Here is an 18,397-nt window from a genome sequence, read left to right as displayed (position 1 = left end):
CAAAAACATTACGAATGCAGGGTGAACAACACGTGTGGTTCTATGGCCAGGGCAATCAGCGCGCCGGTGGCATGAATGACGCCGTCAGCGCTGTCGACCAGCAATGGCTGCTCAGCCCCAACGTCCACCAACAGGCGGCTTTGCGCCCCCTGGAAAAACTGCCCCACCAGACGACCGCGCACATGCCCGGCACCGTCCATCACCCGCAAGTGCTCAGGACGGCAGTACACCGTCTTCGGCACGGGTATGCCCTTCCAGGGCAACTCGCCGCCGCTGACCTTCAAGCCATGGGCGGTCGGTTCGATCACCGGGAACGCATTGAGGTTGCCGACGAAACTGGCGACAAACGCGTTGGCGGGTTGCTGATAGATGTCTCGCGGCGTGGCAAGTTGCGCGACGCGTCCGCGCTCCATGACCAGAATCCGATCCCCCAGCGCCATGGCCTCGCCCTGGTCGTGCGTCACAAACACCGAGGTAATGCGCAAGCTGCGCAGCAGTTGATCCAGCTCGCTGCGCAGCCGTTCGCGCAACTGTGCATCCAGCGCCGCCAACGGCTCATCGAGCAGCAACACCCGAGGCCGGGGTGCCAACGCACGGGCGAGTGCTACCCGTTGACGCTGGCCGCCGGACAACTCGTGAATGCGGCGTTTGCCGTGATCCTGCAGGCCGACCAGTTCTAGCAACTCGGCGCAACGTTTGTTGCGTTCGGCGGGCGACAGGCCTCTTATCTTCAGGCCGTAAACAATATTGCCGGCCACGTCCAGGTTCGGAAACAACGCGTAATTCTGAAACACCATGCCCACGTCGCGGCGCTCGATGGGCAGGCGTGTGACGTCCCTGTCGGCAAAGAAAATCTGCCCGACATCCGGGCGCTCAAGACCGGCGATCATGCGCAACGTGGTGGTTTTACCGCAACCGGACGGGCCGAGGATCGCCAGGGTTTCCCCGGCCTCGATGGTCAGGTTCAAATCATCTACAGCAACGGTGCCGTCAGAGAACGCCTTGCGGCAACCCTGCAGGCGAATAGTGGTTCCAGTCATCGACGCTCTCCACGAGAAAGACGGGCGCTGATGGCCTGCAACGCAATCAGCAGCGGCACGATCATCAACAGAAATATCAGGGTGTAGGCGCTGGCCACTTCCAGCCGCGCCGAGGCATAGCTGTCGGCCAGGCCCACCGGCAAGGTCTTGGTCATTGGAGTGTGAAGCATCCAGGTCAGGTTGAACTCACCCAACGACAGGGTGACGACCATCAGCACCCCGGCCAGTATCCCGGCCCGACAATTGGGCACTACCACACTGAAGAAACGCTTGATCGGCCCGGCACCGAGACTCGCCGCTGCTTCTTCGAGTGTCGGCAGTTGCTGACGCTGCATCACCGCCATCACCGGGCGCACCAGAAACGGCAAGGTAAACAGCACATGGCCCACCAGGATAAACAGCCAACTGCTGCGAAATTCGCCGAACTGCCCGTAGGTAAGCAGCAACGCCAAGGCACTGGCCAAGCCCGGCATTGCCACGGGCAACACCATCAGCTCTTCGAATGCGCGGCTGAAGCGGTTGTTCATCCGCACCAGGGCATAAGCCGCCGGCACGCCGATCACGCAAACGCACACGGCACAGGCAACCGCCAATTGCAGCGATAACCAGACCGTCGGCGAGTAGCTTTGCCAGACCTGTATCAACCAGTCCAACGTCAGGCCACTGGACACCCCGACGAAGTAATTGCGCGTCAGCCCCGCCAACAACGACATCAGCACGGGCACCAACATGAAGGCACATACCAGCAGGGTAAAAACCAGCTGTGCGATAAACAGCGTTGTTCGTTTCAAAAAACCGCCCCCGACTGTTTGGCCACGCGCCGTGCCAGTAACAGCACCGCCCAGGTGACTGCTCCGAGGATGACTGACAGCGCAGCGGCCACGGTGAAATTGGCGTAGTTGGTGAACACGTTATAGATGGCCACGGGGGTCACGTTCAGCCGTGTGCCCAAGGTGAACGCAGTGCCGAAAGCGCCCATCGACGTCGCGAAACATATGGCGCCGCAGGACACCAGCGCAGGGGCCAGCCCCGGCACGATCACGTCGCACACCACCCGCCAATGCCCGGCACCGAGTGAGTGCGCGGCTTCTTCCAGGCTGCGATCAAGGCTTTCACACGCGGCCATCACCGTGAGAATCACCCGCGGAATCGAGAAGTACAGATAACCGATGAACAGCCCCGTCAGCGAGTAAGCGAAAATCCAGCGCTCACCCGCCAGCTCTAGACCGAGCGCGGCAAACAGGCCTTGTCGACCTGCCAGCAGAATCACCAGAAAACCGACCACCACCCCGGGAAACGCCAGCGGAAACGTCAGCAGCGCAACCAACGCCGAGCGCCCGAAGAACTGCTGGCGAGCGAGAAATACCCCGCTGATGCCACCGACCAGCAACGCCGCCAGTGTCACCACCGCCGCCAGGATGCAGGTCTGCACCAGGCTGCCCAGGTATTGCGCACTACTCAGCACTTGCCAATAGCCAGTGTCGCTGCCGTCACGCCGTTGCCCACCCAGCAGAATCAAATGCGCCAGCGGCAACAGCCAGAACGCGAGCAGGACCGCTGCCGCCGGGGCCAGCGCCCAGGCAGCTGTCGGTCTCAAGCGCTGCAAAACATCGCGGCGGGACGAGACGTCCTGCACGTTGAGCGGCACAGTCGTCACTTACTTGACCTCACTCAGATAGCGCGCAGCAAAGGCTTCCTGCACCGCCGCCATTTTTTCGTAATCGACCACGCCGGCGCGGGCATAGTCACTGTCTGGGAGGAACTGCGCGGCGACGTCGGTCGGCATCTTCATCTCGCGAACCGGGCGCAGATACGCCTTGGCCCACAACGCCTGCCCCTGGTCGGACAGTACAAAATCCAGGACTTTTTCGGCGTTGGCGCGATGCGGCGCGTTATCGACCACGCTCATCACGTAAGGCACGCTGATACTGCCTTCCCTGGGAATCACGAACGCGACATTGGCCTTGTCTTTGTAGCGCGCGCGGTAAGCGTTGAAGTCGTAGTCGACCAGAATCGGCAGCTCACCGGAAAGCACCCGCGCATACGCGGTTTGTTTCGGCACGATGGGCGCGTTTTTCGCCAGTTTCTGGAAGTAATCGATGGCGGGCGCGAAGTTATCCAGGGTCCCGCCCATTGCCTGATTAATGGCGACCGCCGACACGTAACCGACGAATGCACTGGACGGGTCGAGGTAACCGACCATGCCTTTGTACTCAGGCTTGAGCAGATCAGCCCAGCTCTGTGGAACCGGCAAGCCGCCCAGCGCATCGACGTTGACCATTATCCCCAGCGTGCCGGAATGAATCGCAAACCAATGCCCCTGGGGGTCTTTCAACCCGGCCGGAATCTGCTCCCAGCCCTTGGGTTTGTATGCCCCGACCACTCCGGCTTTTTGTGCCTGCAAACCGAACGTCACGCCGTAATACACCACGTCCGCTACCGGTGCGGCGTGCTCGGCAACCAACTGCGCCAGGGACTGGCCGGAGTTTTTGTTATCCAGCGGTACCTGCACGCCCGTGGTGTCGGCAATGGCCTTGAGTTGCGTGCCCCAGTCCGCCCATTCCGGCGGACAGTTGTAGCAAATCGCCGTTTCAGCGGCCTGGGCCAGGCCGGCCATGCCACACAGCCATAACACCGCCAGGGTTTTAGTGAAGCGGATCATCGAGTGTCTCCTCGTAGGGTTGAGTACTTTCGCCGGGCCGGACATGGCAAGGCAGGCAATGGGAAACCGGGGCGGCGCCAGTAATCTGCGCCAACAGTTGATCAATGACGGTGCTGGCCAGCGTGGCGATTGGCTGCACCACGCTGCAAAGCGTGGGGTGCATTTGTGTGCCCAGGGCTATGCCGTCAAAACCGATCACCGAGAGTTGTCGAGGCACGTTCCAGCCGTGCCGGCGCAGTTCGGCGATCAGGCTGATCGCCAGCAAATCGTTGGAACAGACCAACGCGCTGGGCGCCTGTGGTCCGGACAAAAAAGGTTCAAGGGCGGCGAAATCGGCCTGGGTATGGGCGGGCATTTCGATTACCGGCAAGCTGTCGAGGCCGTGCTCACGCATCGCGTCGCCATAACCGGCGTAACGCAGGCGGGCACGGTCGGACTGCAATGCCGGGCCGGCGACCATGCCAATCCGCCGATGCCCCGCGTCCAGCAAATAACGCGTGGCCAGCGCCATCCCGGCGCGGTTGTCGACCGACACCGCGCTGTAATCGGGATTGCCCGGTTGGTGATAAGCCAGCACAAACGGCGTGTCCTCGCTGGCGAGGCTTTGCAGTACGCGGTTGCTTTCGGCATCGGTGACCGTTAGCACCAGCCCATCAACCCGCTGACGCAACAACTCCTCGACCACCGCGCTTTCACGCTCGCTGTTGTAATCGGTGGTCGCCAGCAACAAGTTGTAGCCACGCAAACGCGCGGCCCGCTCCATGGCCTGAAACTGCTCGGCGAACACCGGATTGAGGAGATTGGGGACCACCACCCCGATCAGGTTGGTGGTTTGCAAACGCAGTTGGCGGCCGAGGCGATTGGGCCGAAAACCCAGTTCGCGGGCAGCGGCGAAGACTTGCTCGCGGGTCGCCGGACGCACCACCTCGGGGGAGGCAAAGGTCCGCGCGGCAGTTGCCCGCGATACACCTGCCAGTCGCGCAACTTCTTTCAAATCAGTCATTGTCACTCGCTTGAGATCGATCTCATTGGCGAGGACATTACTCAGCGAACATGGCGTTCACGCGATAAACGAATGACATTTTGATGTCAGGCGCACGTCCGATGACGGCACACACCCCCACCAATGTGGGGGCGGCTTGATCACGAAATGCGCGACTCAGTCTTTCTGGAAGGCGCGGGCGTTTAGAAATCCCGCTTGTAAAAGATATCCAGCGAGCTGGCCACACCACTGGCCGCTTCGAGATAAACCTTCTTGCTCAGCTTGTAGCGCAGCGCAATGGTGTTGGCCGGTTCAAACACGCCGACCCCATAACGCAAGCTGAGCTTCTCGGAGATATTGCCGCTGGCCACCACGCTGGTGGTGTTGCCGCTGCCTTGGGTGTCGAGCTGGAAGTCTTGAATGCCCAAGTCCTTGGCCAAGCCACTGGTCACCCCGGAGCTGCCCATCAACCCCAACCCGAGGGCCGCTTGGGCGAGCATGTTGTTGTCTTCGCCGGTGGTGCTCAATGGACGTCCCAACACCAGATAGGACAATGCCTGTTCCTGGCTCATGGCTGGCTCTGAGAAGATTTGCGTGGTTGGCTGTTCGGCGCTGCCGCTCAGGCGTATACCGGCGATCACATCGTCGGTCTGGCGAATGGCTTCGATGTCCAGGTACGGTTGATCGATGGGACCTGCGAACAGCAGGCGTGCCCGACGCACCGTCAGGCGCTGGCCGTAGGCGCGATAACGACCGTCGTTGAGCCAGAGCTCGCCGCGAGTGTCCATGTTGTCGCCGATGTGCACATGACCTTGCACATTCGCGGTCAGGCCAAAACCGGCGAAGGCAAGTTTGTCGTCACCGACCACCACATCGATGTCCATTTTCATGGCAATCGGTGGCTTGCCATCCTCGGTTTGCGCACCGACGATGATCGTGTCATCAGAGACCTTGACCGTCGACGGCGGCAACTCGCGCACGGTGATTTCACCCTTGGGCACCAGCACTTTGCCGGCGATAGACAGCTCATCGCCCTTCATCGAAATTTTCAGGTCCGGCGCCACTTCGAGCTTGGCGTAGGGCTCAACGCTGACCGGCAATTGCGTGCCTTTGAGCGACAGGTCGACGACCAGCGCCTGACCCCAAGCGATGTTGCCGTTCAAGCTGCCCTGCCCGGTCTTGCCGCTTTTCCAGCCGCCATTCAATTGCACGGTTTCGCCGGCGATCACCGCTTGAAGCTGCAAGGCCTCGAGGCTGATGGGCAATTCAGCCCCGGATACTTCGCCATCGCTGAGCACGAGGTTGCCGTTGACCAGCGGCGCCAGCAACCCGCCGGAGAGCGTGCCGCTGCCATTCAAGCGGCCGGTGAGTTTCTCGACCATCGGCACAAACGGCCGGACCACCGACAGGTCCAGGCCATTGAGACGGAACGAGCCAGTCAGCGGTTTGTTCTTCGGCAACGGGTTGATTTGCGCCTGCACCATCAATTCGCCCAACTTGCCGCCGACGAAGTTGAGGTCGGTGTCGATGCGCTTGGGCGTGAGTTTGCTGGTGAGTTTCAGGGTCTGGTAGGGGAAGTCCAGCCACTGATCTTTCTCTTTCATGCGCAAGGTGCCGCCACTGGCGTCAATGCTGATCTGACCGTTCGGGCCGCTGGCCGGCAGGTCGAGTTGCAGGTCGGCGTTAAGCTTGCCCTGCCAGGCGAAATCCTTCGGCAACCATTGGGCGAGGCTGTCGATCGGGAATTGCTTGAGGTGATAACGCAGCTTCGGTTCAGGCATCAGGCGCTGGTCTTCGCCGCACAAACTGGCGTCACCCGACATCCAGCAATGGGCGCCGAAATTGATTTTGCCGTCCGCCAGTCGTTCAAGCTTCGCCGGGCCTTGCAGCTTCCAGTCCTGACCGCCGGCCTGGATATCGCCGCTGGCCAGGCGCCCGCGCCAATTGCCCTTGTCCAGTGCGCCGTCCAGCCCGAGCGCCAGTTTCAGCTTCGGCCCTTGCAGGTCGAGGCTGAGTTTCTGGTTCTTGATATCGCCCTGGCCACTAGCCGTCAGGGTGCCCAGCGAGGTGTCGCCGGCCTGGATGCCGCTGCCCTTGAGGTCGATCTTCGCCCGTTGGGCGCCGTCGAGGGTGGCATCGAGATTGAGGCTTTGCAGGCGATTATCCTGGAAGGCCAGTTGCGAACCTTGCAACCCGAGCTTGCCTTGCGGCGCCTTGAGCGTGCCGGCGACATCGACCCGACCATTGAGCTGGCCGCGCAGTTGCGGCCAGAGTTGGGCCAGTCGCGGCAACTTGATATCGATCTGCCCGGCGAGTTTCTGTTGCAGGCTGCCCTTGCCGTTGATGCTGTTGTCGCCAAGGCGAATCTGCAAGGCACTGAGGTTCCATTGCTCGCCGCCGCCATCAGCCTTGGCCTGGATCACCGCTGGTTGGCCGCGCAGTTTGCCTTTCAAATCGAGATCGGCAGTCAGGCTGAGCTTTTCATTCTTCATCTCGCCTTTACTGCGCAACGGCCCGGCCAGTGTGCCCGGCAGTTCCGCCATCCAGTACGCCGGGTTGATCGCCGACAGGTCCAGCGCGGTGTCCCAGGCGATGCCATCGGCGAATTGCAGGCTCAGGTGGCCTTCGGCCTTGCCCTGCCCGGCTTCGAGTTGGAATTGTTGCAGGTAGATTTTCGTCAGATCGCCGCTGAACGGGCTGCTCAGGCTGAAGGCCCCCGCCGGGCCATCCAGCGCGGCTTTGAAGTTACCGAGGTATTTGCCGTCGGTGTAGGAGACTTCGCCGTTGAAGCTGCGCAACGCGACTTGCGGTTCGTCGATTAGCGGATAAAGCCGATGCCACGGAAAGTCCAGCCAGTCGATTTTTGCCTCGGCGCTGAAACCTTTGCTCCAGTCTAGGTTGCCGGTGAGTTTCAGGCTTTGCTTGTCGTTGGCGGTCAGGTCGAGGCCGGCAATCTGCGCGCCCTTGGCGTCGACCTTGCCTTGCAGCAATAGCGCGACCGGGCCTTTCTCGGCGGGCAGCGTCGCTTTGCCGAACAATTGGTAACCGTTTTTCAGGTCGCCGTCGCCAGTGAGTTCCAGTTGATTGAGTTGCAGAGTGTCCGGCAGATCGTCGCCGGGCTTGAAGCCGTCGGCGGTGATTCGCACCTTGGCCGGCAGGTTGTCCACCAGCGGTTGCAGCTCGCCGGTCAATTGCCCGTTCAGGTAGCCGCTGCTGTCGGCCTTAAGGTTCAGGGTTTTCAGCAGGTCGCCGTCAACTTTCAAGGCCAGTACCCAAGGCGCGGGCGTCGACATCGTCAGCGTGCCTTCAGCGGTCAGCGGCCAGTTGCCGCCGGGTTGCAGCAGGCCGGAGAGGTTCAGGCTCAGGTCGTCACGTTGCAATTGCACCGAGTCGATCTGCAACCCTTTGGCCGTCCAGTGCGCCGCCAGTTGCAGGCCCTTGAGCTCTTCGCTGCCGTTGAACAGCAGGCTGCCGACTTTGACGTCACCGAGTTCAATCGCCACCGGCAGTTTCAAATCAGGGAGTTTGATCGGGCCGCTGCTCGCTTCTTCAGTACTCGGCGGGAATTGCAGGCTGACCTGATCGGCCTGCAATTGCTCGATGCACAGGGTCATGCGCGTCAGGCACAGCGGCGACCAGGCGAAGATCACTTTATTCAGTTCAACCCGGCTGCTGCCCTGCTGCCACAGCAGATGATCGGCGCTCCACTGGCCGCCCAAACGGCCCTGGAAATTCTCCACGGTCAACCCCGGCACATACCCCAGTGCCCAGCGACTGCCCGTCGCGGTGCCGAGCACCGTGGCCACGGCCAGGACGATCAGCATCAGCAGCGCCAGAATCGCCAGCAGCGTTATTTTCAAACCACGATTCACAGCTCAGGCCCCATGGAAAAGTGCAGTCGAATGCCGCCGTCGTCGTCCAGCGCATGGGCCAGGTCGAGGCGCAGCGGCCCCACAGGCGAGACCCAACGGATGCCGATACCGACGCCGGTCTTGAGGTTTGGCAGTTCGAGGGTGTTGAAGGAGTTGCCTTGGTCGACGAAAGTCGCGATCCGCCATTTCTCGGCGATGGAGTATTGATACTCGACGCTGCCAGCGACCATGTAACGGCCACCGATGCGGTCGCCCTCGGAGTTTTCCGGGGACAGGCTCTGATAGTCGTAACCGCGCACGCTCTGATCGCCACCGGCAAAGAAACGCAGGGACGGCGGCACGGACTTATAGCCGTTGGTAGCACTGCCACCCACCTGCAGCCGAGCGAGGAAACGGTGGTTATCGAAAACCGTGGTCAAGCCTTTGATCAGCGCGGTGCCGTAAACCAGGTTGGTGTCCGAGCCCAGTCCTTCCTTGGCAACTTTGGTTTCGAACGTCAGGCGATAGCCGTTGTGCGGGTCGATGCGGTTATCGCTTTTGAGGTACGAATAGCTGACGCCAGGCATCAGCAATGTGCTCAAGCCCGAGTCATCGCCGAGGGTATATTCCTCGCGCTGCCATTTGAGCGAGACCACCCGCTGCCAGCCGCTGGGCAGCTTGCTGTGCCATTCCGGGCCGAGGGTCAGCAGCTTGCTCTGGGTGTCAGAGCCGTCGATGTCTTCATATTGATAGCCGGCGGCCCAGCGCAGCTTGTCGGTCAGCGGTGGGTCGAGCGGGATGTCGTAGAACACCCCGACGTTCTGCCGTGGCGCCGACAGTTCGGCTTCCCAGCCATAGCTGTCGCCCTGCGGGTTGACCCAGTGTCGGGTCCAGTTGGCCTTGATCCGCGGGCCGACGTCGGTGGAGTAGCCCAAGCCCAGGCCCATGGTTCGCGGCTTGCGGGTGTCGAGCTTGACCGCCACCGGGATCACATCGTCCTTGGAGGCGGTGGGTGCCGCGTCCACCCGCACGCCCTCGAAATAGCCGCTCGATTGCAGGGCCTGGTTGAGTTCGGCGATCAGTTCGGAGTCATACGGCGCACCGGCCTTGAACGGCACCATGCGTTGCAGCAAGTCTTCGTCGAACGGCGTGTCGCCTTCAAAAGTGACCTTGCCGAGGGCGTAGCGCGGGCCGCTGTCGTAGATCAGTTCGACGTCCGCCACACCGGCACGCGGGTCCACCAACAGCTTTTGGCTGGTGAAACGGCCACTGAAAAAGCCGAAACGCGAGGCCTGGTTCTGAATCAGGCGCTTGGCGTCTTCGTAATGGCCATGATTGAGTACGGCGCCAGGCTGGAGCAGCTCCGGCGGCGGCTTGCGAAAAGATTTGAGGGAACCGGCCGGGCCGTCGATGCGCACGGTGACGTTACGCAAATGGATCGGTTCGCCTGGGTCGATCTTCAGCGTCAGGCTCGGCTTCTCGCCGCCCTTCACTTCGCTGTCGATTTGCGGCTGGTAATAACCCAAGGCCTGGGCGGCCTTGCGCGCCTGTTCTTCGGCGCCACGACTGAAGCGCAGCAACGCTTCTTCGTCACGATCGCCGAGGCTGCCGATATAGCCCTCTATATTGGCTTTCAGTTCATCGTTGGACGGTTTGATCCGCACATCCAATTCACTTTGCGCCAGCGCCGCGCAGCTGGATAACAGCATGAGCACGCCACTGGTAAATCTTCCTGGAAACTTCATAGGCGCGGATGCTATCACGAGCTTGGGAGCCTGATAGAGCCTGGGGTGCCGTGAAAGTTCTACCTTTATGCCGTTGCGGTTTGTAACACCTGAGGATTGGCGTGAAAAAACACGTGTTCACGGATCGGTCCTACCGCCACTTCGCCGATTTCCTCATAGCCCTGACGTTTATAGAAGTCGAGATAACGAGGATTCCCGGTATCGAGGATCACACCCTCAGAGTGCTCATCCACCGCGCACCAGTTGTGCACCGCTTGCAGCAGTTGTTCGCCGAAGTGTTTGCCCTGGAATTGCGGGTGAATCCCCAACAATGGCAGCACGTGCACCGCATCGGACGGTACGCACGCCGTGACGGCATCGTGATATTCGAGGTAGCGTCGAGTGCAGCGAAAACCGGTGCTGAGCACCATGCGCAGGCGCCAGGCCCAGCTTTCGGTGATGCCGAGGCGACGTTGCGGCGGCGCGATCAGGGCGATGCCGATCAAGCGGTCGTTGACCAGCAGGCCGATGGCCGGCAGGTCCTGGAGGAAGTGTTGTTTGACCAGTTCACGCACCGTCGCCCGCACCCGCTGTTCGTATCCGGGGCGCTCGGCTTCGAATAAGTAGCTGAACGTCGGCTCGTGACGGTAAGCCTGGTACAGCAGGGAGCGTGCTTCGCGGGAGTAGCCGCTGTCGAGCATGTGGATGTCGGCGATGGCGGTCGAGGTTTCAGGCATAACGGTATTTCTCCCCGGGGCACCGTTCAAATGACGGCACTCTTCTGGTTACGAGCCTATAGCGCTGGCACAGTTCCCTGCTGATCCGAATCAGTGTTGCTGCTTAAGCCGTCTTCGCGAGCAAGTCGAATCGTCGCACCGCCGCTCCCACAAGGTATAGACCAGACTGAAGACATTAGGCGCCTGCACCACGATCTACAGTGGGAGCGGGCTTGCTCGCGAAGACGCCGGTTCTGCCGCCACATCCCTACCGCCAAACAAGAATCCCCTCACCCCACACTGGCCCCATTCCTACATGTCAGCTAGCATCGCCTTTTTGCCAGGACTGCCGACCATGAAGATCGTCTCCTTCAACATCAACGGGCTGCGCGCTCGCCCGCATCAGCTGGCGGCGCTGATCGAGAAGCACCAGCCGGACGTCATTGGCCTGCAGGAAACCAAGGTCCACGACGACCAGTTCCCGCTGGCCGAGGTTCAGGCCCTGGGCTACCACGTGTATTTCCACGGGCAAAAAGGCCATTACGGCGTCGCCCTGCTCTCGCGCCAAGAGCCGATTGCCCTGCACAAAGGCTTCGCCACCGATGAAGAAGACGCTCAGCGGCGTTTCATCTGGGGCACGTTCGCCGATGCCAATGGCGTACCGGTGACGATCATGAACGGCTATTTCCCGCAGGGCGAAAGCCGCGACCACCCGACCAAATTCCCGGCCAAACAACGCTTCTACAACGATTTGCAGTACCTGCTGGAAAGCCAGTTCACCAACGACCAGCCTGTCGTGGTGATGGGTGATGTGAATATTTCCCCGGAAGACTGCGACATCGGCATCGGCCCGGACAATATGAAACGCTGGCTGAAAACCGGCAAGTGCAGCTTCCTGCCGGAAGAACGCGAGTGGATGGCGCGCCTGAAGAACTGGGGTCTGGTGGACAGCTTCCGCCACCTGAACCCGGACGTGGCCGACCGTTTCAGCTGGTTTGACTACCGCAGCCGCGGCTTTGAAGACGAACCCAAGCGCGGCCTGCGGATTGACGTGATCATGGCGTCCCACGGCTTGATGCCGCGGGTGAAGGATGCCGGGGTGGATTACGACCTGCGCGGGATGGAAAAACCATCGGACCATGCGCCGATCTGGCTTGAATTGAGCTGATCTAGCGTCCTATACACATCAAATGTGGGAGCGAGCTTGCTCGCGAAAGCGGCTATTCATTCAACAGAGATGTTGGCTGACCCGACGCCTTCGCGAGCAAGCCCGCTCCCACTTTTGTTTGGTGTCAGACGCCATTTCTGTGAACAGTACAGTCCCCCTTGTGGGAGTGAGCCTGCTCGCGATAGCGGTTAATCATTCAACAGAGATGTTGGCTGACCGGTCGCCTTCGCGAGCAAGCTCGCTCCCACATTGGCAACTGTCATCTTTCGGACATCTTACTGACTTATTCTCCCGGCACTTTCTACGTCCTTATAAGGTGCCCGCATGACCCTGCGCGTTTTGTTCCTGTTGATGCTCTGCGCAGGCGTGCCCTTCACGGCTTCGGCCGGCGATTTGCCGACGCCCGAACGCGGCCCGGTGCTGCGCATCCAGGGTTCCAACACGATTGGCGCCGCATTGGGGCCGGCGCTGGTCGAAGGGTTGATGCAGGAGCAAGGCCTGCTCAAGGTTCACAGCGAAACGCCGGACAAGGCCAACGAACAACGCATCGTCGGGCAAACGGCCCAGGGTCGCCGAGTAGTGGTCGAGGTCGCGGCCCACGGTTCGAGCACCGGTTTCACGGCACTGAAAAATGCCTCCGCCGATCTGGCCGCCTCCTCGCGCCCGATCAAGGACAGCGAATTGGCGGACCTGCAAGCACTGGGTGACTTGAAAAGTCCGGCTGCCGAGCAAGTCATCGCCATCGATGGACTGGCGATCATCCTGCACCCACAAAATCCGATGAATCAACTCAACACCGAACAACTGGCCCGGATCTTCAGTGGCGAGGCCGCGACGTGGGAAGACGTCGGTGGCAGCGGTGGGCCGATTCACCTCTACGCGCGGGATGATCAATCGGGCACCTACGATACGTTCAAGGAATTGGTCCTCAGCCGTCGTGGGAAAACGCTGAACAGCTCGGCGAAACGTTTCGAATCCAGCGAGCAATTGTCCGATGCTGTCAGCCTGGACCCGCAAGGCATCGGCTTCATCGGTCTGCCCTACGTGCGCCAGGCCAAAGCCGTGGCGATTGTCGACGGACAATCCCAGGCGATGTTGCCGCTAAATAGTTTGATTGCGACCGAGGACTATCCGCTGTCCCGCCGTTTGTTCTTTTACCTACCGCCGACGGGGAAAAATCCTTGGGCCGAGGCGCTGGTGGCGTTCGCCCAAAGCAGCAAGGGCCAGGCGATTGTCGCGGCCAACGGGTTTATCGCCCAGACCGTGCAAGCGATGAGCGTCACGCCGAATGCGTTGATGCCCGAGGGTTATCAGGCCTTGAGCCGTCATGCCCAGCGCTTGACGGTAAATTTTCGCTTCGAAGAAGGCAGCGCGACGTTGGATAACAAGGCCCGGCAGGACCTGTCTCGGGTGCTCGACTATATAAAGCAGCACGACAAGGCCAACCGTGAAGTGACGCTGGTGGGGTTTGGCGATGCCAAGAACGATCCGGCGCGGGCCGACCTGCTATCGAAGTTACGGGCGATGGCGGTGCGGCGGGAACTGGTGAAAAGCGGCGTGGTGTTTCGCGAGATTCGCGGTTTTGGTGCCGAGATGCCGGTGGCGGCCAATAGCGCGGATGAGGGGCGGATCAAGAATCGGCGGGTTGAGGTTTGGGTTTATTAAAACCGCATGTGAACACATGTGGTGAGGGGGCTTGCCCCCGCTGGACCGCGGAGCGGGCTCAAAACCAGCCACCGCGTTTTTCCTGAATAAACGCGGTGGATGATTTACGACTGCTTCGCAGCCGAACGGGGGCAAGCCCCCTCGCCACAGTAAGTGCTAGCCACAAAAGCCCAGTGGGATCAGTGACTGCTACGCATCATCTCTTTCGGCACGTACTTGCCGATCTCGAACTTGCCGATCGCCGCGCGGTGCACTTCGTCCGGACCGTCGGCCAGGCGCAGGGTGCGTTGCATGGCATACATGTAGGCCAGCGGGAAGTCATTGGACACCCCTGCCCCGCCATGGATCTGGATCGCCCGATCGATCACTCGCAACGCTACGTTCGGTGCAACGACCTTGATCTGGGCGATTTCGCTCTTGGCAATCTTGTTGCCCACCGTGTCCATCATGTAGGCGGCCTTCAACGTCAGCAGCCGCGCCATGTCGATTTCCATCCGCGAGTCGGCGATCTTGTCGATGTTGCCGCCCAGTCGCGCCAACGGTTTACCGAATGCGGTACGGCTCACCGCACGTTTGCACATCAATTCCAGCGCACGCTCGGCCATCCCGATTGAGCGCATGCAGTGGTGAATCCGGCCTGGGCCAAGGCGACCCTGAGCAATTTCGAAGCCGCGTCCTTCGCCCAACAGGACGTTTTCGTACGGCACCCGTACATTTTCAAACAGCACTTCGGCATGACCGTGTGGCGCATCGTCGTAACCGAACACCGGCAGCGGACGGACAATCTTCACGCCCGGTGCATCCACCGGCACCAGGATCATCGAGTGCTGGGCATGACGCGGTGCGTCGGGGTTGCTCAGGCCCATGAAAATCAGGATCTTGCAGCGCGGGTCGCAAGCGCCTGAGGTCCACCATTTTTTGCCATTGATCACCCACTCGTCGCCATCACGCACGGCGCGGGCGGCCATGTTGGTGGCGTCGGACGAGGCTACGTCCGGCTCGGTCATGGCGAATGCCGAACGGATCTCGCCGCGCAACAGCGGTTCGAGATAACGCTGTTTCTGTTCTTCGTTGGCATAACGCACCAGCACTTCCATGTTGCCGGTGTCTGGCGCGGAGCAGTTGAACGGCTCAGGCCCCAGAAGCGAGCGGCCCATGATTTCCGCCAGGGGCGCGTATTCGAGGTTGGTCAGGCCGGCGCCGAGTTCGGACTCAGGCAGAAACAAATTCCACAACCCTTCGGCCTTGGCCTTGAGTTTGAGTTCTTCCATGATTGCGGTCGGCTGCCAGCGATCACCCTCGGCGACCTGACGCTCGAACACGGCTTCAGCGGGATAAACGTAGGTGTCCATGAACGCGGTCACGCGCTCACGCAGTTCCTGAACCTTGGGCGAATAAGCGAAATCCATGAGCAGCTACCTTCTTGGGAGAGGTTGTTTAGGTCATGTAATCGATGCTAGAACAGCTACGAAAATTTACCTAGCCTATTCTCGGCGTGTATTAACATTCATCACCGATATATGATCGGCTGATCATCAAGGCCAAAAACGCCCCTACAACAAGAGAGCCGCGTAATGAATCTGAGCAAGGTCGACCTCAACCTTTTCATCGTCTTCGACGCGATCTATACCGAAGCCAACCTGACCCGCGCCGGGCAGATTGTCGGCATTACTCAGCCTGCGGTCTCGAACGCTCTGGCTCGCCTGCGCGAGACCTTTAACGACCCGTTGTTCGTGCGCACCGCCCAAGGCATGGTGCCGACACCGATGGCGCAAAACATCATCGGCCCGGTGCGCCATGCCCTTTCTTTGCTACGGGTGTCGGTACAGGAAAGCCGCATTTTCAACCCGTTGCAGGCAGTCAAGACCTACCGCATCAGCATGACCGACCTCACCGAAGCGGTGATCCTGCCAGCACTGTTCCAGCGCCTGCGTCGTCTGGCGCCAGCGGTGATCATCGAAAGCTTCCTGTCCAAGCGCCGCGAGACCACCAAGGAACTGGCGGCCGGTCGCCTCGACTTCGCGGTGGATGCGCCGCTCAACACCGACCCACAAGTGCGTCACGTCAAGTTGATGGAGGACCGTTACGTGTGCGCCATGCGCAAGGGCCATCCGCTGGCGGCCAAAGAGAAATTCACCCTTGATGACTATCTGTCACTGACCCACATTCACATTTCCAGCCGCCGCAGTGGCCTGGGGCATGTCGACCTGGCGCTGGGAAAAATGGGAATTCAGCGCAAGATCGCCCTGCGCTCGCAGCATTATTTGATGGCGTCGCAAGTGTTGCAGCAGACCGACATGGTCATGACCGTGCCGGAGCGCTTCGCCCGTCGTCATGAACTGCACGCGTTTAATCTGCCGGTCAACGACGTGCCACCGGTGGAAACGCACCTGTATTGGCACGAAAGCACCGACCAGGACCCGGCCAACCGCTGGATGCGCGAGCAGATGATCGAGTTGTGCCAGCAGGTGACGGCGCATGAGAAGAAGCTCGATAAGGCGTAGGGCTTTGAACCGCGTTATCGTTCTTCGCGAGCAAGCCCGCTCCCACATTGGATCTTCAGTGACCACAATGTCTATGTATTACAGAGATCCCCTGTGGGAGCGGGCTTGATCGCGAAGAGGCCAGCGGCAACACCATAGATGCATGCCCCTTGACGTAAACGTAAACCTGACATTAGCTTAGCGCCATGACCTTCTTCGAGCGCTTCCATGAGCAGCCAGACCTACAGCATTTCCGACCTCGCCCGCGAGCTCGACATCACCACCCGGGCCATTCGCTTTTATGAAGAGCAAGGTTTGCTCAGCCCCGAGCGCCGTGGCCAGGAACGCATCTATTCGCCCCGGGACAAGGTCAGCCTGAAGCTGATCCTGCGGGGCAAGCGCATCGGTTTTTCACTGGCCGAATGCCGCGAGCTGATCGAACTCTACGACCCCACCGGCGGCAATCAGAAACAGCTGCAAACCATGCTGACCAAGATCGCCGAACGGCGTGATCAGTTAGAACAGCAAATGCTCGACATTGAGCAAATGAAGCTGGAACTGGACACCGCGCAGGAACGCTGCACCCAGGCGCTGGAGCAGACGATCAAAAGCCAGCAGCCCGTCCAGTAGCCCTACGAAAATCCCCTGTGGGAGCGGGCTTGCTCGCGAAAGCGGTACGTCATTCAACATCGATGTCGACTGACCTGACGTTTTCGCGAGCAAGCCCGCTCCCACAGAGTTCTCGGAACATTCAGACAAATACAACAGGTCCTTAGCCATGCCCCTTCCCACCCACGTACGCCTGATCGAAGTCGGCCCCCGCGACGGTCTGCAAAACGAAGCCCAGCCCATCAGCGTCGCGGACAAGGTGCGACTGGTCGACGCCTTGAGCGCTGCGGGCCTTGGCTATATAGAAGTCGGCAGTTTCGTTTCGCCCAAGTGGGTGCCGCAAATGGCTGGTTCCGCCGAGGTTTTTGCGCAAATCCAGCGCAAGACCGGCGTGACGTATGGCGCACTGGCGCCGAACCTGCGCGGGTTTGAAGACGCCATCGCGGCCGGGGTCAAGGAAGTCGCGGTGTTCGCCGCCGCCTCCGAAGCGTTTTCCCAGCGCAACATCAACTGCTCGATCAGCGAAAGCCTGGCGCGGTTTGTACCGATCATGGACGCCGCCAAACAGCACGGCGTCAGCGTGCGCGGTTATGTGTCGTGTGTGCTGGGTTGTCCTTACGAAGGTAACGTCGCGCCGGAACAAGTCGCGATGGTGGCTCGTGAGCTCTATGCCATGGGCTGTTACGAGGTTTCGCTCGGTGACACGATCGGCACCGGCACCGCTGGCGCTACCCGCCGGATGTTCGAGGTGGTCTCGGCCGATGTGCCGCGGGACAAACTGGCCGGGCATTTCCACGACACCTACGGCCAGGCCATGGCCAATATCTACGCCAGTCTGCTGGAAGGCATCGCGGTATTCGACAGCTCTATCGCCGGCCTCGGCGGCTGCCCATATGCCAAGGGCGCCAGCGGTAACGTCGCCACCGAAGACGTGGTGTACCTGCTCAACGGCCTCGGAATCGAGACCGGAATCGACCTGGACGCCTTGATTCTCGCGGGCCAACAGATTTGCACGGTGCTGGGGCGCCCGACCGGTTCGCGCGTGGCCAAGGCTCGCAGCGCCCAGTGAGTGGGCGGATGTGTCCGGGTGTTACCGCATTGTCTGGAGTGCGGGTACAAACGAGTAACACGGAAACAAATTGCTGGGTTTTGATTGAGAGAAAAACCCTACAAAAAACTCAAACCATTGAATTTAAAGGTTTTTAAAAACTTGGCACGGCTTCTGCTATCTCTATGGCATAACAAGAATAAAAAGCAGCAAACCTAATAAAAATAAGACGTAACGACTCTGACATAACAAGAACAACACGGCAGAGACGCAGCTAACAGATTTTTTTGGAGAAGGTGTGCTTTTCAGGGTGCTTTTCGGAGTAACCCGCAACCGGGCAGAGAACAATAAAACTACCTTCAGGTAGCTCCCGAACTGGTTGGATCGCTTGGCGAAAAAGCAGATCAGCGCTCAAAAAAATACGTTTGCTCTTGACCCCGGATGGGGGT

14 protein-coding genes are annotated in these 18,397 nt (G+C 60.3%); 5 read left to right on the top strand and 9 right to left on the bottom strand.

The genetic code is table 11. From position 1 onward, the window contains the following. Nucleotides 1–8 precede the first annotated feature (8 nt). The 8 genes from AC1MEW_RS15005 to AC1MEW_RS14970 form a co-directional block, all read right to left on the bottom strand. Nucleotides 9–1,040 carry an ABC transporter ATP-binding protein gene (locus AC1MEW_RS15005; RefSeq protein ID WP_201255506.1) on the bottom strand — a complete coding sequence of 344 codons (1,032 nt, stop codon included), beginning with the start codon at nt 1,038–1,040 and terminating at the stop codon, nt 9–11. Next, nucleotides 1,037–1,831, bottom strand: coding sequence for an ABC transporter permease (locus AC1MEW_RS15000; RefSeq protein ID WP_201255505.1), 795 nt, complete (start codon nt 1,829–1,831; stop codon nt 1,037–1,039). The genes AC1MEW_RS15005 and AC1MEW_RS15000 overlap by 4 nt, the downstream gene beginning before the upstream one ends. Beyond that, the gene (locus tag AC1MEW_RS14995; RefSeq protein WP_201255504.1) at nt 1,828–2,697 is read right to left on the bottom strand and encodes an ABC transporter permease; all 870 of its coding nucleotides are present in this window, start codon (nt 2,695–2,697) and stop codon (nt 1,828–1,830) included. Before AC1MEW_RS14995 ends, AC1MEW_RS15000 begins: the two co-directional genes overlap by 4 nt. Beyond that, entirely contained in the window at nt 2,698–3,702 is a 1,005-nt protein-coding gene (locus tag AC1MEW_RS14990) for an ABC transporter substrate-binding protein (RefSeq protein WP_201255503.1), read from the bottom strand. It abuts the gene before it with no gap. Beyond that, nucleotides 3,686–4,705, bottom strand: coding sequence for a LacI family DNA-binding transcriptional regulator (locus AC1MEW_RS14985; protein WP_201255502.1), 1,020 nt, complete (start codon nt 4,703–4,705; stop codon nt 3,686–3,688). Before AC1MEW_RS14985 ends, AC1MEW_RS14990 begins: the two co-directional genes overlap by 17 nt. A 182-nt stretch (nt 4,706–4,887) precedes the next feature. Next, nucleotides 4,888–8,556, bottom strand: a complete 3,669-nt coding sequence (locus AC1MEW_RS14980; protein WP_480426771.1) for a translocation/assembly module TamB domain-containing protein — start codon at nt 8,554–8,556, stop codon at nt 4,888–4,890. Then, entirely contained in the window at nt 8,553–10,280 is a 1,728-nt protein-coding gene (locus tag AC1MEW_RS14975) for an autotransporter assembly complex protein TamA (protein ID WP_480426769.1), read from the bottom strand. Before AC1MEW_RS14975 ends, AC1MEW_RS14980 begins: the two co-directional genes overlap by 4 nt. A gap of 65 nt (nt 10,281–10,345) precedes the next feature. Beyond that, a complete protein-coding gene (locus tag AC1MEW_RS14970) occupies nt 10,346–10,996 on the bottom strand; it encodes a GNAT family N-acetyltransferase (RefSeq protein ID WP_201204652.1) in 651 nt (216 codons plus the stop codon). Nucleotides 10,997–11,330: 334 nt separating this feature from the next. On the opposite strand from AC1MEW_RS14970, the gene xthA reads away from it, so the two are divergent. Next, nucleotides 11,331–12,143 (top strand): exodeoxyribonuclease III, encoded by an 813-nt coding sequence (xthA, locus tag AC1MEW_RS14965; protein ID WP_480426766.1) that lies wholly within the window; start codon nt 11,331–11,333, stop codon nt 12,141–12,143. Nucleotides 12,144–12,467: 324 nt separating this feature from the next. After that, on the top strand, nt 12,468–13,808 hold the full coding sequence (locus AC1MEW_RS14960) for a substrate-binding domain-containing protein (RefSeq protein WP_201257144.1): 1,341 nt from the start codon (nt 12,468–12,470) through the stop codon (nt 13,806–13,808). A gap of 179 nt (nt 13,809–13,987) precedes the next feature. Here AC1MEW_RS14960 and AC1MEW_RS14955 read toward each other — a convergent pair whose 3' ends face one another. Further along, nucleotides 13,988–15,217, bottom strand: coding sequence for an acyl-CoA dehydrogenase (locus tag AC1MEW_RS14955; protein ID WP_201204657.1), 1,230 nt, complete (start codon nt 15,215–15,217; stop codon nt 13,988–13,990). Between the two features lie 165 nt (nt 15,218–15,382). Here AC1MEW_RS14955 and AC1MEW_RS14950 point away from each other — a divergent pair, with 165 nt between their 5' ends. From AC1MEW_RS14950 to AC1MEW_RS14940, 3 genes are all read left to right on the top strand, one after another. Next, on the top strand, nt 15,383–16,312 hold the full coding sequence (locus AC1MEW_RS14950) for a LysR family transcriptional regulator (RefSeq protein WP_201204658.1): 930 nt from the start codon (nt 15,383–15,385) through the stop codon (nt 16,310–16,312). A gap of 207 nt (nt 16,313–16,519) precedes the next feature. Beyond that, the gene (locus AC1MEW_RS14945) at nt 16,520–16,921 is read left to right on the top strand and encodes a MerR family transcriptional regulator (RefSeq protein WP_133838710.1); all 402 of its coding nucleotides are present in this window, start codon (nt 16,520–16,522) and stop codon (nt 16,919–16,921) included. Nucleotides 16,922–17,069: 148 nt separating this feature from the next. After that, complete coding sequence (locus tag AC1MEW_RS14940; RefSeq protein WP_201204659.1) at nt 17,070–17,969, top strand: hydroxymethylglutaryl-CoA lyase; 900 nt, start codon at nt 17,070–17,072, stop codon at nt 17,967–17,969. Nucleotides 17,970–18,397: the final 428 nt, after the last annotated feature.

This window comes from Pseudomonas sp. ASL4, from assembly GCF_056680395.1.
This window is presented reverse-complemented; position numbering and strand designations above follow the sequence as displayed.

Bases quoted from the DNA above. Each gene is read 5' to 3' on its own strand.
- AC1MEW_RS15005 (WP_201255506.1), bottom strand. From the start codon at position 1,040: ATGACTGGAACCACTATTCGCCTGCAGGGTTGCCGCAAGGCGTTCTCT.
- AC1MEW_RS14990 (WP_201255503.1), bottom strand. From the start codon at position 3,702: ATGATCCGCTTCACTAAAACCCTGGCGGTGTTATGGCTGTGTGGCATG.
- AC1MEW_RS14985 (WP_201255502.1), bottom strand. From the start codon at position 4,705: ATGACTGATTTGAAAGAAGTTGCGCGACTGGCAGGTGTATCGCGGGCA.
- AC1MEW_RS14975 (WP_480426769.1), bottom strand. From the start codon at position 10,280: ATGAAGTTTCCAGGAAGATTTACCAGTGGCGTGCTCATGCTGTTATCC.
- AC1MEW_RS14970 (WP_201204652.1), bottom strand. From the start codon at position 10,996: ATGCCTGAAACCTCGACCGCCATCGCCGACATCCACATGCTCGACAGC.
- xthA (WP_480426766.1), top strand. From the start codon at position 11,331: ATGAAGATCGTCTCCTTCAACATCAACGGGCTGCGCGCTCGCCCGCAT.
- AC1MEW_RS14960 (WP_201257144.1), top strand. From the start codon at position 12,468: ATGACCCTGCGCGTTTTGTTCCTGTTGATGCTCTGCGCAGGCGTGCCC.
- AC1MEW_RS14955 (WP_201204657.1), bottom strand. From the start codon at position 15,217: ATGGATTTCGCTTATTCGCCCAAGGTTCAGGAACTGCGTGAGCGCGTG.
- AC1MEW_RS14950 (WP_201204658.1), top strand. From the start codon at position 15,383: ATGAATCTGAGCAAGGTCGACCTCAACCTTTTCATCGTCTTCGACGCG.
- AC1MEW_RS14945 (WP_133838710.1), top strand. From the start codon at position 16,520: ATGAGCAGCCAGACCTACAGCATTTCCGACCTCGCCCGCGAGCTCGAC.
- AC1MEW_RS14940 (WP_201204659.1), top strand. From the start codon at position 17,070: ATGCCCCTTCCCACCCACGTACGCCTGATCGAAGTCGGCCCCCGCGAC.